Source organism: Shinella sp. M27, assembly GCF_049199905.1.
Lineage (GTDB): Bacteria > Pseudomonadota > Alphaproteobacteria > Rhizobiales > Rhizobiaceae > Shinella.
Map to the genome: position 1 here is coordinate 1 of NZ_JBLZPK010000038.1, position 19,449 is coordinate 19,449.

Sequence of the window (19,449 nt, forward strand, 5' to 3'; positions counted from 1 at the left end):
CGAGGATGAGGTCGTCGAAGCAGTACGGCTTCTTAACGGCCAGCAGCCGCTGCATATGGTGACACGCGCCGTGCATGGCGCAGGCTTTTATGTACCCGGCCAGGGCCTCATCGCGGTGCGCGAGGATGTCGGCCGGCACAATGCGCTCGACAAGCTCGTGGGTGCGGCACGCCGGGCGGGCCACGCGGGCGAAGCCGGCGCGGTCGTCGTGACGAGCCGCGTCTCAGTCGAGATGGTGCAGAAGACGGCCATCATCGGCAGCCCCTTCATCATCGCCATTTCCGCACCAACGGCGCTTGCCATCCGCACGGCTGAGGAGGCCGGCATGACGCTGATCGCGCTGGTGCGCGGCGAAGAGTTCGAGATTTTCACCGGTGCGCAACGCATCGTGCCCGGCACCGAGCGGCGCCTGGGCAACGGTTAGGAGATGAGCATGTCCGAAGGCAACAAGATCATCCGGATGGCAAACCAGATCGCCACCTTCTTCCATTCGCAGCCGGCAAGCGAAGGCCCCGGCGGCATCGCCACCCATATCAACAAGTTCTGGGAGCCGCGCATGCGGCGCCAGTTCTTCGATATCATCGACAATCACGGCGGTGAAGGCCTCGACAGCCTTGTTCTGCAGGCCGTGCCGCTGATCCACCGTCCCAAGCCGGCCGAGGTGCCGCCGGCCGCAAAAGCCTCAGCTTGATGCAACCTCCGCATCCAACAAAACGGCCGGCATAGCGCCGGCCGTTTTGCATTTCAGGATCGGGTGATCAGAATTCTTCCCAGCTCTCCGCCACCGCAGCATTGCCGGACGACCGCATCGTGCGGGCGACAGCGTGAAGTTGCGCAGTCGGCTGAGGGGAGACGGCCCGTGGAGCGCGGGCCGTCCCCTGCCCGCCCGCAGCACCGTTTCCGGCAAGCCGGAAGCGGCGGATCAGAGCATGCAAGGCATCGGCTTCGCGCGCCATGGCGTGGCTCGCTGCCGTGCTTTCCTCGACCATCGCCGCGTTCTGCTGCGTCGCCTGGTCCATCGAATTGACGGCGGTGTTGATCTCGCGAAGGCCCGTCGATTGTTCGCGCGAAGCCTCGACGATCGCCGCCACGTTCGTGTGAACCTCCTGCACCTGCGTCAGGATTTCCTCAAGCGCGCGGCCCGTCTCGTCGACGAGCGCCACGCCGCTCTTCACCTGTTCACCCGACTTGGTGATAAGCGCCTTGATCTCCTTGGCGGCACTGGCCGAACGCTGGGCCAGTTCGCGCACTTCCTGGGCGACGACCGCAAAACCCTTGCCGGCTTCACCGGCGCGGGCGGCTTCGACACCGGCATTCAACGCCAGAAGGTTGGTCTGGAAGGCGATGTCGTCGATGACGCCGATGATGTTGGAGATTTCGCGTGACGACTGCTCGATCTGCCCCATGGCATCGATCGCCTTCTTGACGACGATGCCGGATTTTTCCGCCCCCGTCCGGGTCTTGGCAACCAGCGAGCCGGCCTCGTCGGCGCGACGGCTTGAATCGCCGACCGTCGTGGTGATTTCGTCGAGAGCGGCTGCGGTTTCCTCCACGGAAGCCGCCTGCTGTTCCGTCCGCTTGGCGAGGTCGTCCGCCGCCGAACGGATTTCCTGCGCACCCGAGGCAATGGCATTCGCGTTCGTCTCGACCGTGCGCATCGCCTCGTGCAGACCGGCAACCGCCTCGTTGAAGTCCTTGCGCACCATCTCCATGGACGGCACGAAGGGCGTCTTGAGGTTCTGCGTGAGATCGCCTTCCGAAAGCGCCTTCAGCGCGCCGCCAAGCGTATTGATCGCCGACATGCGCTCGGTTACGTCGGTCGCGAATTTCACGACCTTGCAGACGCGGCCGTTGAGATCGCGGATCGGGTTATAGGCGGCCTGGATCCAGATTTCCTTTCCGCCCTTGCCGTAGCGCACGAATTCGTTGGAGATGAACTGCCCATTGGCGAGATTTTTCCAGAAGTCCGCGTAGTCCTGTGTCTGCGCATAGGCGGGATCGCAGAACATGCGGTGGTGCTTGCCGCGGATTTCCGAGAGATCGTAGCCGAGCCCCGCGCAGAAATTCTCGTTGGCCGTAAGGATTTCGCCTGTTGGCGTGAATTCAATGACAGCCTGGGAACGGGAGATGGCGTCGAGCTTGGCGGCATCCTCCGTCGCCCGCATCTTCACGTCGGTGATATCGGTCGCGAACTTGACAACCTTGTAGGGCTTGCCGCCACGAAAGACCGGATTGTAACTCGCCTGGATCCAGATCTCCTTGCCGTCCTTGCGCAGGCGCTTGTAGCTCGACGAATCATATTCGCCGTGCCCGAGCCTCGCCCAGAACTGCCGGTATTCGTCGCTCGCTGTATAGGCGGCCTCGCAGAAGATGCGGTGATGTTTGCCGACGATATCCTTCAGGTCATAGCCGAGCGCCTTGCAGAAGTTTTCGTTGGCAGTGAGAATATTGCCGTTGAGATCAAACTGGATCACGGCCTGCGAGCGCGACAGCGCATCGATGATGTGGCCTGCATCCATGGACTTCATAAATGAAAGCATGACCTGTTCCCTTGTACGTCGGCCACGGTTTCAATGGTGATTGCCCGCGTGGCGATCGTCTGTTCCTGGTGTCGACATGAGCTGCGGCGCAGATCATGGTATCAAATCGTCGGTTTCAATCAGCGCGGGAGGACATCGCTTCGTCGCCGGATTGCCTAACTACAATCAAAGATGGAGTGACAGCTTTAACAATTGATGAAAATCAATAGGTGAATTTTAAGTTCGCTTATATAACAATAGCTTACAATTGCAGGCAACTTCATGTTGCTTACGTTACGTCAGGAAGACCTTTTTCAGACCACTCGCAATATCCCCCAGAAGTTGCATCAACCTGTAGGCAACAAAAAACCGCCGTGCGTGGGCGCGGCGGTTTGCAATTTCAAAGCGGGTGCGGCGAGCGCTTAGGCCGCCATGTCGTCCATGTCGCGTTCCTTGAACATGCGCGCGAGGTTGAGGAAGCAGATCATGCCGTTTTCATGGGCGATGATGCCCTCGGCATAGGCCTTGTCGAAGGACGTCGTCACTTCCGGCACAGGCTGTATCTGTTCGCTGCGGATGGTGAGGATGTCGGATACGCGATCGACGACCAAGCCGACGACCATGCTGTGCACTTCGGCGACCACGATGGCGCTGCGCTCATTGGCTTCCGTGCTCTTCATGCCAAGCTTGTGCGCAAGGTCGATGATCGGGATGACCGTGCCACGCAGGTTCATCACGCCGATAACGTCAGGCGGCGAATGCGGGATCGGCGTGGAGGGCGCCCAGCCGCGGATTTCGCGGATCGTGGTCGTCTTCACGCAGAATTCCTGCTCATGCAGACGGAATGCGATGATTTCGAGCGTGTCGCCAGCAAAGGTGGCCGTAGGGATGGAGGTCATCGGAATCTTTCCAGGTTGGTCTGCGTCGTTGATCGATCCTATGCACGCCCTGGTTAAAATCTTTCAAACATCCGGCGCTTTGTTGGGCCTCAGGAGAAAAGCCCGCACATGGCGGGCCTCCTCATGGCACTCGACAGCCTCAGTATTCCTTTTCGTAAAAGATGCCCGCCCCGGCGCTGCCGCCGCTGCCCGCCTCGCCGCGCAGCTTCAGGCCGCGGCCGACATCGAGATTGATCACGGCCTTGGCACCGTTCGTCTCCGGGTCCTGCTTCAGCTCGATATAGGTCCGCTCGTTGAGATATTTGCCTGCCGAAACCGCCGCGCGCCCCTCCGCATCCGTGGTGATGTCGAGATCGTCGACGCCGAGCTTGCTGCGCAGGCTGTCGAGCAGCCCCGTCGACTTGCCGCCAGCCAGCTGGCTTGCCGCCGAGGCAAGCTGGGCGATCTGCACCGCCGACAGGTTCGACATCGACCGGTTGAAGATCAGCTGGGCGAGGATTTCGTCCTGCGGCAGCGAGGGTGAAGATGCGAAGGTGACAGTCGGGTTGCTGGCGAGGCCGGCAACCGTGACGGTGATTTCCGTCGTGCCGGCAGAGCTTCCCGCAACGAGATTGACCGTCGGCACCAGCCCGCCGGCAAAGCCGATGTGAGCGGAAGTGAAATCAAGCCGGCGCGTCAGGATTTCCATGCGCCCGCGCTCCAGCTCGAAACCGCCGGAAACGATCGGCGACGAGGACGTGCCGGTCACCTTCAGGCTGCCGCCCAGTTCCGCATTGATGCCGCGGCCACGCACGAAGAGCTGGCCGGGTGCCTCGATCGTCAGATCGAGCGCAATGCCGCGCGCAGCGCCATCCCCGCCCTGATCGCGATTGACATCCGCCGTCATGCGCTTGACGTCCGCGGGCGCGTTGCGATGCTTGATGGCGATCTCGGACAGCGACGCCGGCAGCTTTTGCGGAATGACGACGCTCGCCTTGTTGATATGCACCTTGCCGCCGAGCGCGAGGTTCGCCACCGGCCCCTTGAGCGTCAGGTCGCCGGCGACATTTGCTGTCACCAACGTGCCGTCGACATAGACGATGTCGCCGAGCTTGATCGCCACATCGACCGGGAAACCGCTCGCCGGATCGATGCCGACGCTGCCTTTCGCCGAAAGCTGGCCGCCGCTCGACAGCTTGCCGGAAACGGCCTCGATCACCGCCTGCTTGCCGTTCATGGTCACGCGGATCGTCAGGTTCTCGACGGCCAGATTGCGGCGCACATCGACCAGGCGGGCGCCGCTTGCCGTGATGCTGCCGGTGACGGAGGGCGCGGCGGCCGTGCCGCCGATCGTCACGTCCACATTGGCATTGCCCGTGAGCACGAAACCCTGCGCGGAAAGCTGGCTTTGCAGCATGCTGAACGGCACCGTGCCGTTGAATTTCAGGCCAAGCGGGGTGGCGCCACCGATATCGACCTTACCGCCACCGCGGAAGGACAGGCCGCCACCACCCGACAATACCGTGTCGAGCGTCACCTGGTTGTTGGCGAAGGCGCCCTTGGCATTGATGGTGAGCGCGCCGATGCCGGCGCTGCGCGTCTGGCTCGTCACCGCGCCACCCCAGTCGAGCGCGTAATTGACCACCGGCGCCGACGCTTTGCCCTTGACCGTTACCGTGCCGCTGATCGTGCCATCCGCATCGAGGCCAGCCGCGAAATTGTTGACGAGGGCCGCCGGCAATGCATTGAGACGCACGGAAAGATCGAGATTTTCGCCCGCCTTGCCGGACACCGCGACCGTGCCACGCCCCGCCTGGATGGTGAGACCGTCGAGCGTCGCCACGCCGTTCGTCACGCCGATCTTCGTCGCCTTGGCAAGCTTCAGCGGAATGCGTCGGGGTGCCGCCTCGAACGCATCCAGCGCGACATCCAGCCCGCCGTCGCGCTGAAGCACCTTGCCCTTGGTGACGAGCGGCGCGCCGTCGAGGCGGCCGGAGAGGTCGAAATTGGTCGCCTGCCCGGCACGGGAGAAATCGAGCTTCAGCGCTTCCAGCCGATTCTCGCCCGAGGCGACGCGCTCGGCGCGCACGGTGCCCGATATCGCAGCCGTCGTGAGATCGGCGATGTCGAGATCGACGGCGGGCTTGGTGATGCTGACAGCATCGCGGCTGATCGCCGAGCCGGACGCCTGCATCGTCGCCGACGTCTTGCCGTCGCTTGTCGCGATCTCCACCTGGCCCGAGAGATCGCCGGCCGCCTTCTGGCCGGCCATGGCGGCGAGCAAGCCGAGATCGGGAAAATCGAAGCGGATCGTGCCGTCAGGCATGAAGTTCGGCGCCAACGCCAGCGAACCCTTCAGCGTATTCGGCCCGATCTCCGCCTCCAGCACCGGCACGGAAATGCGCCCGCCTTCGGAGGTGATGCTGGAGCGTACATTGATCGCCTGGCCGTCGAGCGCACCGGTTGCCGTCAACTCGCCGGAGGGGCTGTCGGCAACGGCCTTGCCCTTCAGCGTCACCACGAGATCGCTCAGCGTGCGGCCGGAGAGCGTCGCACCGCTCGATGTCACCTTGGCCGAAACGTCGAGCCCGTCGATGGGGCCGGTCGCGGAAAGATCGAAGGCAGCCTCGCCCTTGGCGTCGGCCAGCAGCTTGCCGAGGGCCAGCACCTTGCCGGTCAGCGCCGCCTGGAGATTGTCCTTGCCGAGCGAAACCGTGCCCGTCGTCTCCAGCGTGCCCGACTTCACGTTGAGGCCGGAGAGCTCGATCGCACCATCGCTCGCAAGCTGGACGCGCCCTTCCATCGCAATCGTCGTGTCGATCTTGCCGGTCAGCGCCGGCGGCAGCACGGCGGGCAGCGCGAAGAGGCGGAAATTGACATCGGCCTCGCGGCTTTCGAGCCCATAGCGGCCGGAAAGCGTGCCGCCGATGCTGGCGCTTTCCAGCGTTGCCGGATCGAAGGCGATCTCGGTCGGCGAGACATTGAGCGCCGCAACGATCTTGGCGGGGCCTTTTACCGTGCGGTCGACATCGGGATTGGCAAAGGCCGTCATGCCGGTCTCGACCGTCGCATCGATGCGGCCGGACTGGCTTGCCACGTTGAAGGCATCGCTCTTTGCGCTGATGCGAATGTTCTCGATGCGCCCGGCCGGCAGTTCGGCGGAGACAACGGAGGCGTTGGCGCCCAGCGCCGCGGCATTGGCTTCACCCTTCAGCGATACATCGGCACCGGCGACCAGTATGCGTGCATCACCCTCGGCGAGCGGCCAGCGGAAATCGATCGGGCCGTCCCGGCCGGACAATTTGACGTCGAGGTCGTTTGCGCCCTTGGCGCTGACGGTGCCCGAGGCGGCAAGCGTCATCGCCCCCGTCGAGATCGAGCCCTTCTCGATGCGCAGCATGTCCGTGCCGTCGAAGGCGGCCACCACGTCGATGCCGGTTTCGCCTGTAAACAGCGGACGAAGCTGCGGCGGCATCAGCGCGTCGAACGTGCCGCCGCCGGCCAGAGAAAGCGTATGCAAACCGTTGGTCGCAAGATCGTGCCGGCCGTCGATATGCAGCATTTCCGTGCCGTCGAGCGCGGCCGAGAGACGGCCCTTCCACTGCGACAGCGGGCCATCGCCCGTCAGGCGGATTGCCACGGCCGGGTCGTTCGGCAGCTTGAGCAAGGCGGCGAGAATGCCGCCTTTCGGCTCGGCGACGTCAGCTTCGAGGCGAAGCTGGTTGTCGGCCGGGTTGAAGACGATATCGGCCACGACGCGCGCATCCGGCCGCGCCTTTTCCGAGGCCGAGAGTTTGACCGCAACGCTTTCGGCCGTCGCATCGCCGCTGCCCGAGAGAACGATGCGCTGGTCACGGCCTGCGACCGTGCCGGAGACGAACAGTTCCGGCACCTGCAAGGCGCCGACATGCACCTCGACCGGCAGCGTGAAGGGCGTATCGGACTTTTCGGCATCCGCCTTGGATTCCGGCAGGCGCAGCAGGGAGATGGACGCGGCGGAAATGCGCTGCGCATCGAAACGGAAGCCGAGCAGGCTCAACGGCGACCAGTCGATCGAGAGGTCCTTGACCTCGGCATAGGTGCCCTTCGCGTCGCCGACGGTGATCGTCTTTGCCCGCAGCCGTCCGGTCAGCAGGCCGGAGGGTTCGCTGATCGAGACGACCTGCCCGCTCGACGCGGCAATCTTCTCCACATAGGCGACGGCAAAGCGCGCGCCCGCATCGGTAAAACCGACGAAACCGACAAGCCCGACAAGAACAAGCAGAAGGATGACGATGCCGTATCCGAGATAACGGAGCGTTGCGCGGAGAATTCGGGACAGCCTGTTCATGCTTCATCCATTTCGCGTGCGGGGAGCGCAAAGAATCGCTCGTGTCCGTCTTGAATCCGAATCGCACGGCCGATCAAGAGTCTAGACAGAGATTTAGGGCCGTCAGAACGACTGGCCAATGCCGGCATAGACCCCGAAAGAGGTTCCGCCATCATATTTCTTGAGCGGCACCGCCACATCGAGGCGGAGCGGCCCGAAGGGCGTGGCATAACGAAGGCCGATACCGGCACCGGCCCTGATATCCTTGAAATCGGGCACTTCGTCGGTCGAAACCGTGCCGACATCGAGGAACGGCACGAGGCCGATCGTGTCCGTGATACCGATACGCGCTTCGACGGATGCCGAGACATAAGAGCGGCCGCCGAGTATCTTGCCCTTGCCGTCGCGCGGCGAGATTTCCTGGTAGCCATAGCCGCGCACCGTGCCGCCGCCGCCGAGGAAGAAGCGGCGTGTCGCCGGGATGTCGGAAAGTTCGTTGCCGCCGATAATCGTGCCGGCCGAAAGCTTGCCGGCAAGCACGAAACGCTTTTCCTCGCCCAGCGCCTGGTAGCCGGTAATGGCCCCCTCGAAGCTCGAGAAAACCGTGCCGCGGTTGAACTCGTAGCTCGGCTTGGCGTTGATCAGCGCGCGGTAGCCCTCGGTCGGGTTCAGCTTGTCGTCGCGCGTGTCGCGGACATATTCGATCGGGATCGCGGCCGTCAGGTACTTGTTCTTGCCGAAGGCGTCCTCGACATCGCTCCACATCACCTCGCCGCCGGCGCTGACCGTATCCTGGTCGGACAGCTCGACGCTGACACCAGCCGCGGCCGTTGTGGTGAAGGCCTTGTAGGCGTCGGGATCGACGATCGAGGCCTTGAGGCTCGCATTGAAGGTCGAGGCCGGGCCGAAGGCGCCGGGTTTCGAGAACAGGATGGCGGTCGAATAATCCATGTCGCCGAGCGCGGACTGGCCGATGCGGCTGACCGAGCCTTCGATGCGCAGGGATTCGGCCTGGCCGAAGAGATTGCGGTGGCCCCAATAGCCCTGCAGGCCGAGGCCATCCGTATTCGACACCTGCGCGCCGACGCCGAAATAGCGGTGTTTGCCTTCCGAGACCTCGATGGTCATCGGCAGCGACCCGTCCGGCGCCAGCTTGTCGGCCTCGCGAATCGTGACGCTGGAGAAGACGCCGAGCGTGCGCAGGCGTTCGGCGGCCTTGTTGAGCGCTTCCGGCGAATAGGGCTGGCCGGCATTGATGCGCGAATAGCGCTGCACGAAATCCGCATCGACCGTCTTGGTGCCGGTCACGCCGACTGCGCCGACGGGGGCGACCGGCCCGCCTTCGGCGGCGATCACCACGTCGACGGTCTGCGTCTTGTGGTCCGCCGTGGCGTTCCGCTCGGTCAGCTTGGCGAGCGGCCGGCCCTCGGCCTTGAGGTCGACGACCATCTTCTCGCCGGCCTTCAGGATGATGGTGGAATCCGCACGCGCACCCGGCACGAGCCCGTAATCGGCCGCATTGCGCCCCTCGGCATCGCCGGAAAAGACGATGTCGCCGAAGGTGAAGACCGGACCGGGCTCGACGGTGATCATCACGGGAATGGCGCCGCGATCGGGAAATTCCGGGTTGGGCGGCAGCTGGTCGAGGTCCTGCCCGTCGACCATGACCTTCACCACGCCGCCATAGCGAGCTTTTTCGTAGAGCGCGGCGAGGATGCGGTCGCGATCGTCGCGCGCCTTGATGACTAGGCCGAGATCGCCTGAGACCGGCTTGCCCTCGTCCTGCTTGAGCAGCGCAGTCCCCTCGATCGCATCCTTGAGTTCGTCGTCGTCAGTGCCGGGATTGAGCGTCAGCGTGTAGTTGACGGGATCGATGACGGAGGCCGTATCCTCCTCGTCCTCGAAGAATTTCATGCCGAAGATTTCAAAGGCGAAAGCGGGGGAGGCGGAAAGGGGCGCGACGGCCAATGCGGCAGCCACCGCGAGCGCGGTGCCAGCTTTCAGAAACGCAAAACTCTTTTCCGGCCGGTTCACTTTATCCCGCATCCGCAGCTATCCGTCGCCTTTCTCCGTAAGGTGCGGGGCTTACGGCGGACCGGCAGCTTTCCGTCACAGACTTCAGGCGCCCCGGATCATCCGGAGCTTTCAGGCAGGAAAAGACCCTAACGCGTTAGGTTTTCCGTAATGTTAACGGCGGTTTTACACGGTGCCGGACAGGATTTGAAGCACCGAAGGGCATTTTATCCCGACGGCGGACAGGCAAAAGCCCCGGAGACGATCCGGGGCTTCGCATAGGTTGCAGCTTACGGGTATCAGTAACCCGACGGGCAACGGTCGATGTAGCGGCGGCCGTAGCGGTCGCGGTAGTAGCACTGACCAGGCTGTTCGGCGACGGAGCCGATCACAGCGCCGGAGACGCCGCCGATGGCAGCACCGACGGCAGCGCCGCGCACGTCACCGGTGATCGCGCCACCGATGATCGCGCCGGAGACGGCGCCGATGCCCGCACCCTTTTCCGTCTGCGTGCAGCTGGCGACGGCCAGACCGACCAGGACGAGCGCAATGACTTTCTTCATGAAGATGTTCTCCAAAGTTGAGATGCGGTCCGTTTTCGGATCCGCACTATCCCCTTCTTACGTTACGCAACACACGCCGCCGTCTTGCACGGTCAGGTCTGTCCGAGGTCCAAAATATAGCTGGATTGCGGGAAGTCCATGGGACTAAACTATTTTTTTGTTCTGCGAATAAACAGCGTTTCCGTTTCGTTTGCTTGGTCCATCAAACGCGTCCGGTCACGAGAAATTTCGCATCCGCCTGAAAGTACCGGTTGATCCCTGCCGCAAAAAGTCAAATGATATGACTGTTGATGTCGCGCCGACGGGAGGAGAACCCCGCGCGACATCCAGCCGGAATGAAATGCACGCGAATTGAATGCTGGTGTCGTCTGATCCCACGCCCGCGTCGCGACGACGCCCGCTGCATGCACACTCGGATCGATCGGCCCAGCGGCTCTGCAACCGCCAGGGAGGAACGAATGGCGAAAGTGGCAATGACCGTCAACGGCCGGAAGGTGAGCAAGGAGTGCGAGGACCGCACGCTCCTCGTGCACTTCCTGCGCGACACCCTCAGCCTCACCGGAACCCATGTCGGATGCGATACGTCCCAGTGCGGCGCCTGCGTCGTGCACATGGACGGCAAGGCCGTGAAAAGCTGTTCCATGCTCGCGGCCCAGGCTGCGGGCGCCGACATCCTCACCATCGAAGGCCTCGCGGCCAACGGCGAGCTTCATCCCGTCCAGGCCGCCTTCAAGGCCAATCACGGCCTGCAATGCGGCTTCTGCACGCCCGGCATGGTGATGACTGCCGTCGACATGATCAACCGCTATGGCGCCAAGCTCGACGAACAGACCGTCCGGGAAAACCTGGAAGGCAATATCTGTCGATGCACCGGCTACCACAACATCGTGAAAGCCATCCTCGCCGCCGCCGAGGAAATGGGCGCGCAAGGCCGTCAGGCTGCGGAATAACGCCGACGGCGGTCCTGCCGGTGGCTGCGATCCCTTTGCGCCGGCCCGGTTGACCGCCTTCAGCATGTCACGCGAACGATATCTCTGGAGGAGATGAAGATGGGTGTCGAAGGCATCGGCGCGCGCGTTGCGCGAAAGGAAGACAAGCGGTTTCTCATGGGTCAGGGCAAATATACGGACGACATGTTCGTGCCCGGCATGCGCTATGCCGCTTTCGTGCGCTCGCCGCACGCGCATGCGAAGATCAGAAGCATCGATACGTCGGCGGCAGAGGACATGCCTGGCGTCATCGGCGTGCTGAACGGCAAGCAGATGCTCGACGACGGCATCGGCAACCTGATCTGCGGCTGGATGATCCATTCCAAGGATGGCTCGCCGATGAAGATGGGCGCCTGGCGGCCGATCGCGCATGATACGGTGCGCTATGTCGGCGATGCCGTCGCCGTGGTCGTGGCCGACACGATGGGCGAGGCGCGCGATGCCGCCGAAGCCGTCGTCGTCGATTACGATGTACTGCCCGCCGTCACCGATGCGGTAAAGGCGCTCGAGGCCGGCCAGCCGCAGCTTCATCCGGAAGCCCCCGGCAACCTGATCTACGACTGGGAAATCGGCGACAGTTCCGCCGTCGATGCGGCCATCGCGTCCGCCGCCCATGTCACCGAGATGAAGATCGTCAACAACCGGCTTGCGCCGAACCCGATGGAGCCGCGTGCGGCGCTCGGCATCTACGATTCCGCCGAGGACCACTACACCTGCTACACGACGAGCCAGAACCCGCATGTCGCCCGCCTCGTCATGAGCGCCTTCTACAATGTAGCACCCGAAAACAAGCTGCGCGTCATCGCCCCCGATGTCGGCGGCGGCTTCGGCTCGAAGATCTACATCTACCCGGAAGAGATCGTCTGTCTCTGGGCCTCCAAGCGCACCGGCGTGCCGGTGAAATGGACCAGCGACCGCACCGAGGCGTTCCTGACGGATGCGCATGGCCGCGACCATGTCTCGACCGTCAAGATGGCCTTCGACGCGAACAACCGCGTCACGGCGCTGAAGGTCGACACGATCGCCAATTTCGGCGCCTATATGTCGCTGTTCTCCTCGGCCGTGCCGACCTATCTCTATGCGACGCTGCTGTCCGGCCAGTATAATTTTCCGGCGATCCACGCCAATGTGCGCGCCGTCTATACCAACACGGTGGCCGTCGATGCCTATCGCGGCGCCGGCCGGCCGGAAGCCACCTACCTGCTCGAACGCACCATGGAAACGGCGGCGCGCGAACTCGGCGTCTCCCCGGCGGAGCTGCGCCGCATCAACTTCATCCGCAGCTTCCCGCACCAGACGCCCGTCATCATGAACTATGATGCCGGCGACTACGAAGCCTCGCTGGAGGCGGCGATGCAGGCCGCCGACTGGGCCGGTTTCCCGGCCCGCAAGGCGGAAGCCGCAAGCCGCGGCATGAAGCGCGGCATCGGCATGAGCTGCTATATCGAGGCCTGCGGCATCGCGCCGTCGGCGGCGGTCGGCTCGCTCGGCGCGGGTGTCGGCCTCTGGGAATCGGCGGAGGTGCGCGTCAATGCCGTCGGCACCGTCGAGGTGCTGACCGGCTCGCACAGCCACGGCCAGGGCCATGAGACGACCTTCGCCCAGCTCGTCGCCGAGCGCTTCGGCGTGCCGATCGACAGCGTCTCCATCGTCCACGGCGATACCGACAAGGTGCAAATGGGCATGGGCACCTACGGCTCGCGCTCCGGCGCCGTCGGCATGTCCGCCGTCGTCAAGGCGCTCGATAAGGTGGAGGCCAAGGCCAAGAAGATCGCCGCCCACCTGATGGAGGCAGACGAGAGCGATATCGTCATCGAAAATGGCGCGCTGAAGGTCGCCGGCACCGACAAGTCGGTGCCGTGGTTCCAGATGGCGCTCGCCGCCTATACCGCGCACAACCTGCCGTCCGGCATGGAGCCCGGCCTCAAGGAAGGCGCCTTCTACGATCCGGCCAACTTCACCTTCCCGGCCGGCTGCTACATCGCGGAGGTCGAGGTCGACCCGGAAACCGGCAAGACCAAGATCGTCCAGTTCGTCGCGGCCGACGACTTCGGCAACATCATCAACCCGATGATCGTCGAGGGTCAGGTCCATGGCGGCATCGCCCAGGGCATCGGCCAGGCGCTGCTGGAAGGCGTGCATTACGACCCGGAAACCGGCCAGCTCCTGACGGCGAGCTACATGGATTACACCATGCCGCGCGCCGACGACCTGCCCTCCTTCCAGGTCTCGCACCAGATCACGCCCTGCCCGAACAATCCGCTCGGCATCAAGGGCTGCGGCGAGGCGGGCGCCATCGGCTCGCCGCCGGCGCTGATGAACGCCATTACCGACGCCATCGGCAACAACGACCTCACCATGCCGGCGACGCCCCAGAAGGTCTGGGCGGCGGCACGGGCAACGGCAAACTGACGGGAGGACGCCATGTACGCAACCAACTATCACCGCGCCTCCTCGGTCGCCGATGCGGTCAAGCTGCAGTCATCCTCGGACGAGGCGAAATACGTCTCCGGCGGCATGACGCTGATCCCGACCATGAAGCAGCGCCTCGCCGCCCCTTCCGATCTCGTGGATCTCAGGCACATCGCCGAGATGAAGGGTATCTCCGTCAACGGCAGCCGCGTGCGCATCGGCGCGGCCACCACGCATTACGAGGTCTCGACCTCGGCCGAGCTGAAGGCCGTCTGCCCGGCGATCTCTCACCTCGCCGCCCATATCGGCGACCCGCATGTGCGCCATATGGGCACGATCGGCGGCTCCATCGCCAACAACGACCCGGCGGCCGACTACCCCTCCGCCATGCTGGCACTGGGGGCGACGATCATCACCAACACAAGGGAAATCCCCGCCGGAGACTTCTTCACCGGCCTGTTCGAGACCGCGCTTGAAGACGGCGAGATCGTCGTGGCCGTGACCTTCGATGCGCCCGCAAAGGCTGGCTATTCCAAGTTCCCCAACCCGGCCTCGCGTTATGCCATGGCCGGCGTCTTCGTGGCGAAGGCGGGGGATGGCAGCGTGCGCGTGGCGGTGACGGGTGCCGGTTCCAACGGCGTCTTCCGCCACGCCGGCCTTGAGGCAGCCCTTGCCGCCAACTGGTCGGCAGATGCGGCCGCCGGTGTCGATATCGATGCCACGGACCTGCTCTCGGATCTCCACGGCAACGCGGAATACCGGGCAAATCTCGTGAAGGTCATGGCCAAGCGCGCAGTCGCGGCCGCCTGACTTCCACGAAAAAGCTGAAACTGGTTCGATTAAAAGGGCGGTTGAGGCCGTCCTTTTTTCGTGCAGACTTGACATGCATCAACAGGAAATGGCCTTTGGGGGCCTAAGATACATTGGAATGGTTCAAAGGTGGCGCCGATTTGCCGCAGCGGAGATCGTTGCAGAGGACCGGCCTCAGGTGTAGCCGATTGAACGACCGCCAACGATGATGATGTCCGGGTTTTCGCCGGACAGGAGACTCCGGATGGACTTCGAAAACTTCTTCAAGAACGAGCTGGATGGCCTGCATCAGGAAGGCCGCTATCGCGTGTTCGCCGATCTGGAGCGCCAGAAGGGGAACTTCCCCAAGGCGACCCGCTACACGGCCGAAGGCCCGAAGGACGTCACCGTCTGGTGTTCCAACGACTATCTCGGCATGGGCCAGAACCCCAAGGTGACCGAGGCGATGAAGCTCGCCATCGACCAGTGTGGCGCCGGTGCCGGCGGCACCCGCAACATTTCCGGCACCAACCACTACCACGTCCTGCTCGAACAAGAACTAGCCGACCTGCACGGCAAGGAATCCGCCCTGCTCTTCACCTCGGGCTATGTGTCCAACTGGGCCGCCCTCGGCACGCTCTGTTCGAAGATCCCTGGCCTCATCTGTTTTTCCGATGCCGGCAACCATGCTTCGATGATCGAGGGCATCCGCCACGCCAAGTGCGAGCGCGTGATCTGGAAGCACAATGATCTCAGGGATCTCGAAGCCAAGCTCGCCGCCGCCGACCCCAAGGCGCCGAAGCTGATCGCCTTCGAATCGGTCTATTCGATGGACGGCGACATCGCCCCCATCAAGGAAATCTGCGACCTCGCCGACGCCTACGGCGCGATGACCTATCTCGACGAAGTCCATGCCGTCGGCATGTACGGCCCGCGCGGCGGCGGCATTGCAGAACGCGAAGGCCTGATGCACCGTCTGACGGTCATCGAGGGCACGCTCGCCAAGGCGTTCGGCGTGATGGGCGGCTATATCGCGGCCTCCACGGCACTCTGCGATTTCGTCCGTTCCTTCGCCTCGGGCTTCATCTTCACGACCTCGCTGCCGCCGGCACTCGCCGCCGGTGCGCTCGCCTCGATTCGCCACCTCAAGGACAGCCAGATCGAGCGCTTTGCCCATCAGGAACGCGTGCGCAAGCTGCGCGCAGCCCTCGACCGCAACGGCATTCCGCATATGCCGAACCCGAGCCATATCGTGCCGGTCATGGTCGGCGATGCATCGAAGTGCAAATGGATCTCGGACCTGCTGCTCGATAATTTTGGCATCTATGTCCAGCCGATCAATTACCCGACCGTGCCGCGCAAGACCGAGCGCCTGCGCATCACGCCGACGCCGCTGCACACGGATGCCGATATCGAGCATCTCGTCGGCGCCCTACATTCGCTGTGGTCGCGCTGTGCGCTGGCCCGCGCCGTCGCCTGATAGAGCGAAAACCTGATCCCTCAAATGAGCCCGGCGGCCACCCGCCGGGCTTCTTCGTCTGCGGCGAAGACATCGTCCATCGAGGATGCCGGCGGCAGATGGGTGAGTTTGTCCATCACCTGCTCGGCAATATCGGCCATCGACAGGAAGCCGATGCGTCCGCCGACAAAAGCCTGGAAGGCCACCTCCTCCGCCGCATTCATGATCGCGCCCTGAAGACCGCCACGCTCCAATGCCGTGCGGGCAAGCCGGAGCGCCGGGAACCGTTCTTCATCGGGCGCCTCGAAATCCAGCCGCGACAGTTTTGCGAAATCCAGCCGGTCGACATTGAGCGGCGAGCGCGTCGGATAGGTCAAAGCATAACCGATCGCCGTGCGCATATCCGGCGCCCCGAGCTGCGCCAGCACCGAACCATCGACATAGCCGACCATGGAATGAATGATCGACTGCGGATGCACCACCACCTCGATCTGGTCCGGGCGCACATCAAACAGGTGCTTTGCCTCGATCATCTCCAGCGCCTTGTTGAACATAGAGGCGCTGCCGATGGAGATCTTCAGACCCATCGACCAGTTGGGATGGGCGCGCGCGATGTCCGCCGTCACATCAGCCATCTGCTCACGGCTCCAGGTGCGGAACGGGCCGCCCGAGGCCGTCAGCACGATGCGTTCGACGGCGTGGCGCTGGTCGTCCTCCAGCGCCTGGAAGATCGCGCTGTGTTCGCTGTCGACGGGAATGAGCCGGCCGCCACCCTCGGCGACGGCGTGAACGAAGAGATCGCCGGCCGAAACCAGGCATTCCTTGTTGGCAAGCGCGATATCCGCACCGCGCTTCGCAGCCGCCAGCGTCGGCGCAAGGCCGGCCGTGCCGACGATCGCCGCCATCACCCAGTCCGCATCGCCGGAGGCCGCCTCCATGAGCGCCGTGCGCCCTGCCGCCGCCTCGATCCCGCTGCCGGAAAGCGCATCCTTCAACGCGCCGTAGCGGCTCTCGTCCGCCGTCACCACCAGCCGCGCACCGCATTCCCTTGCCTGGGTAGCCAACAGGTCGACATTGCCGTTGCCGGTCAGCGCCACGACCTCGTAGCGGTCGCGCCCGCCGAGCTGCCGCACCACGTCGAGCGTGCTGGTGCCGATAGAGCCTGTCGAGCCGAGAATGGTGATGCGGCGCGTCTGCCGCGCATCGAGAGCCATGATGGTTTCCGCGCTTTTCTTGTGTTCTATTCTTGGCTCTACAGGCGAAAAGCGCCCGCAACAAGCCCGGCAAGCGGTCGCCGCCACGGCGGAAAACCGTCGCCACACCGGTCCTGTCTTGACCTTTTCGCCCGGACAGCCATAACGTCCCCGCAAAGTGCCTTTACGCCCGACGCGATTGGAGAAATCTGTGCATCGACGCCTGAGAGTTTGGACCCTCGCCTGCCTCGTGCTTGCGGCAGCAGCTCCGGCCTATGCCGACGAGCCGGTCCCCGGCGGCCTCGGCGGCGCCTGGCTTGCCGAGGATATCGGCGGCAATGGCGTCATCGACGATCTGCAGACAACGCTGGAAATCAAGCCGGACGGCTCCTACGGCGGCAATGGCGGCTGCAACACCTATCGCGGCAAACTGAAGGTGCAGAACGGCACCATCGCCTTCGCGCCGGCCGCAGCAACGCGCAAAATGTGCGCCCCCGCCATCATGGACCAGGAACAGAAGTTCTTCGACGCGCTCGGCACCGTCACCTCCTGGAAGCTCGAAAACGGCATCCTGCACCTCACCGGCAAGGAAGGCGCACCAGCCATCCGTCTTGCCGGCCTGAAGAACAGCACCGACATCGTCATCCGCCTGCCGGGACCGGAACAGAGCGTGGCGCGCGAGACGATCAGCTACCAGTGTGATGCCGACCAGCGGGTCGTCGCCGAATATATCAATGCCGGCGCCAATGCGCTGGCCGTGCTGAAGATCGGCGAGGAAACGTTGATCGCCGCCAATGTCATGGCCGCCTCCGGCGCCAAATATGCCGGCGGCCGCTACGAATGGTGGACCAAGGGCGACGAGGCGACGCTCTACGACCTGACCAAGGGCGAGAACGCGCCGGGCATCAACTGCCGCAAGACCGGCTGAGCCGGCCCGGCTTTCCGGTCTTGGACGCAGGCGATAGGGGAGACAACCGCATGCCTACATTCCATGTCGGCCAAAAGGTCGTCTGCATCAACGACCGCTTCAAGAATGTCTCGATCGACCAGGGCATCCGCAAGGGGCAGATCTACACGGTCCGCTGGGCCGGCCAATACCGCCACTATGTGGATGGTGATTTCTACGGCATCAAGCTGATGGAACTCTACCGCGGCAATGACGACGGCCCCGAGGGTTACGGCGCCGTCGATATGCCCTTTCGCGCCAGCCGCTTCCGCCCGCTGGTCTCCGACCGCATCCGCAACATGCTCGGTATCAAGGCGCCGCAGCCGAAGAAGGTCGTCAACAAGCCGTCGATCGTTCCCTCCGTACGCGCCAAGCCGCGTGTCGTCACGCCGGAGCGGGAGAAGGAAGACGTCTGATCCGGACGGTAAGGACGCTCAGGCCTGAAGCCGCTTCGCCGGCAGGCCGGCAAAAGCGGCCAGCCGCGCCAGGCTTTCTTCCTGTTCATAGACAACCGCCCGGCCACGCCCCGTCTGCTTGGCCCAATAGAGCGCCTGGTCGGCACGCTTCAGGCAAGCATCCGCATCGCTGGCGCTATCCGCGATGAATGTGATGCCGACGCTGACCCCCACCGTGGCGGAGAACCCATCGATCAGATAGGGCACGCTGACGATCTCGATGATCCGCTCGGCCAGAGCAAGGCTCTTCTCTTCGCGATCCGCGTCGTTCTGCAGGATGGCAAACTCGTCGCCGCCGAGCCGCGCAACCAGCCCCTGCTCGCCGACGCAGGCCCGCAGCCGGTCCGCGACGACGCAGAGAAGCGTGTCGCCCGCCGCGTGGCCCAAGGTATCGTTCACCTGCTTGAACCGGTCGAGATCGAGATAGAGCAGCGCGCGACGTTTGCCGTTCAGCGTATCGGCAATGGCATCTTCCAGCCGCTGGCGCAGCGTCACGCGATTGGCAAGGTCGGTCAGCGCATCATGATGGGCGAGATGCGCCACATGGGTTTCGCTCTGCTTGCGCGCATCGATGTCCTCGATGACGCCGGCCCATTGCAGGACGGTGCCATGGTCATCCTGTACCGGCCCGCCGCGCTTGCGCACCCAGAGCCAGCGCCCGCCGGCGACGAGAAGACGAAACTCCACATCGACCATGCGACAAGCCTCGCGCGTCTCCTCCAGCGTTTCGACAAGCCGTGCGCGGTCGTCCGGATGCACATGGTCGAGCCAGCCCATACCGAGCGCGTCGCTCTCCGGCGTGCCTGTCAGCACCGACCAGCCCTCGATCCAGCTGAGATCACCGCGTGCCGACCAGCGCCAGAGCGCAAGCGCCCCCGCCTGGGCTACCGTCTCCAGCCGCCGCTCGTTGTTGCGCCGGGCCGC

15 protein-coding genes are annotated in these 19,449 nt (G+C 64.0%); 8 read left to right on the forward strand and 7 right to left on the reverse strand.

Going from position 1 to position 19,449, the window contains the following annotated elements:
- On the forward strand, positions 1-424 hold a 424-nt coding region (locus tag ACOZK4_RS15300; protein ID WP_421592625.1), incomplete at its 5' end, for a formate dehydrogenase accessory sulfurtransferase FdhD.
- Between the two features lie 3 nt (positions 425-427).
- The gene (locus ACOZK4_RS15305) at positions 428-691 is read left to right on the forward strand and encodes a formate dehydrogenase subunit delta (protein ID WP_421592626.1); all 264 of its coding nucleotides are present in this window, start codon (positions 428-430) and stop codon (positions 689-691) included.
- Between the two features lie 67 nt (positions 692-758).
- Here the strand turns inward: ACOZK4_RS15305 and ACOZK4_RS15310 are convergent, their stop codons facing one another.
- The 5 genes from ACOZK4_RS15310 to ACOZK4_RS15330 all read right to left on the reverse strand — a co-directional run bounded on the left by ACOZK4_RS15310 (position 759) and on the right by ACOZK4_RS15330 (position 10,282).
- Positions 759-2,540, reverse strand: a complete 1,782-nt coding sequence (locus tag ACOZK4_RS15310) for a methyl-accepting chemotaxis protein (protein ID WP_421592627.1) — start codon at positions 2,538-2,540, stop codon at positions 759-761.
- 401 nt (positions 2,541-2,941) lie between these two features.
- Entirely contained in the window at positions 2,942-3,418 is a 477-nt protein-coding gene (locus ACOZK4_RS15315; protein WP_313522294.1) for a chemotaxis protein CheW, read from the reverse strand.
- Positions 3,419-3,557: 139 nt separating this feature from the next.
- Positions 3,558-7,727: a translocation/assembly module TamB domain-containing protein gene (locus tag ACOZK4_RS15320; protein ID WP_421592628.1), complete on the reverse strand. Its 4,170-nt coding sequence runs from the start codon at positions 7,725-7,727 to the stop codon at positions 3,558-3,560.
- 102 nt (positions 7,728-7,829) lie between these two features.
- Entirely contained in the window at positions 7,830-9,752 is a 1,923-nt protein-coding gene (locus ACOZK4_RS15325; RefSeq protein ID WP_421592629.1) for an autotransporter assembly complex protein TamA, read from the reverse strand.
- A 266-nt stretch (positions 9,753-10,018) separates the two neighbouring features.
- Positions 10,019-10,282 (reverse strand): YMGG-like glycine zipper-containing protein, encoded by a 264-nt coding sequence (locus tag ACOZK4_RS15330; protein WP_117371935.1) that lies wholly within the window; start codon positions 10,280-10,282, stop codon positions 10,019-10,021.
- A gap of 458 nt (positions 10,283-10,740) precedes the next feature.
- On the opposite strand from ACOZK4_RS15330, the gene ACOZK4_RS15335 reads away from it, so the two are divergent.
- From ACOZK4_RS15335 to hemA, 4 genes are all read left to right on the forward strand, one after another.
- Positions 10,741-11,232 carry a (2Fe-2S)-binding protein gene (locus tag ACOZK4_RS15335; protein WP_313522287.1) on the forward strand — a complete coding sequence of 164 codons (492 nt, stop codon included), beginning with the start codon at positions 10,741-10,743 and terminating at the stop codon, positions 11,230-11,232.
- A 99-nt stretch (positions 11,233-11,331) separates the two neighbouring features.
- Positions 11,332-13,683 carry a xanthine dehydrogenase family protein molybdopterin-binding subunit gene (locus ACOZK4_RS15340; protein ID WP_421592630.1) on the forward strand — a complete coding sequence of 784 codons (2,352 nt, stop codon included), beginning with the start codon at positions 11,332-11,334 and terminating at the stop codon, positions 13,681-13,683.
- Between the two features lie 12 nt (positions 13,684-13,695).
- The gene (locus tag ACOZK4_RS15345) at positions 13,696-14,493 is read left to right on the forward strand and encodes an FAD binding domain-containing protein (protein WP_421592631.1); all 798 of its coding nucleotides are present in this window, start codon (positions 13,696-13,698) and stop codon (positions 14,491-14,493) included.
- Positions 14,494-14,737: 244 nt separating this feature from the next.
- Positions 14,738-15,952 (forward strand): 5-aminolevulinate synthase, encoded by a 1,215-nt coding sequence (gene hemA, locus ACOZK4_RS15350; RefSeq protein WP_313522281.1) that lies wholly within the window; start codon positions 14,738-14,740, stop codon positions 15,950-15,952.
- A 20-nt stretch (positions 15,953-15,972) separates the two neighbouring features.
- Here hemA and dxr read toward each other — a convergent pair whose 3' ends face one another.
- A complete protein-coding gene (dxr, locus tag ACOZK4_RS15355; protein ID WP_421592632.1) occupies positions 15,973-17,145 on the reverse strand; it encodes a 1-deoxy-D-xylulose-5-phosphate reductoisomerase in 1,173 nt (390 codons plus the stop codon).
- 190 nt (positions 17,146-17,335) lie between these two features.
- On the opposite strand from dxr, the gene ACOZK4_RS15360 reads away from it, so the two are divergent.
- Together ACOZK4_RS15360 and ACOZK4_RS15365 are read left to right on the forward strand one after the other, a co-directional pair.
- A complete protein-coding gene (locus tag ACOZK4_RS15360) occupies positions 17,336-18,052 on the forward strand; it encodes an META domain-containing protein (RefSeq protein WP_313522277.1) in 717 nt (238 codons plus the stop codon).
- A 50-nt stretch (positions 18,053-18,102) separates the two neighbouring features.
- Positions 18,103-18,486 carry a CAP-Gly domain protein gene (locus ACOZK4_RS15365; RefSeq protein ID WP_421592633.1) on the forward strand — a complete coding sequence of 128 codons (384 nt, stop codon included), beginning with the start codon at positions 18,103-18,105 and terminating at the stop codon, positions 18,484-18,486.
- An 18-nt stretch (positions 18,487-18,504) separates the two neighbouring features.
- Here the strand turns inward: ACOZK4_RS15365 and ACOZK4_RS15370 are convergent.
- Positions 18,505-19,449 (reverse strand): diguanylate cyclase domain-containing protein (locus tag ACOZK4_RS15370; protein ID WP_421592634.1); only part of this gene is annotated, 945 nt, incomplete at its 5' end.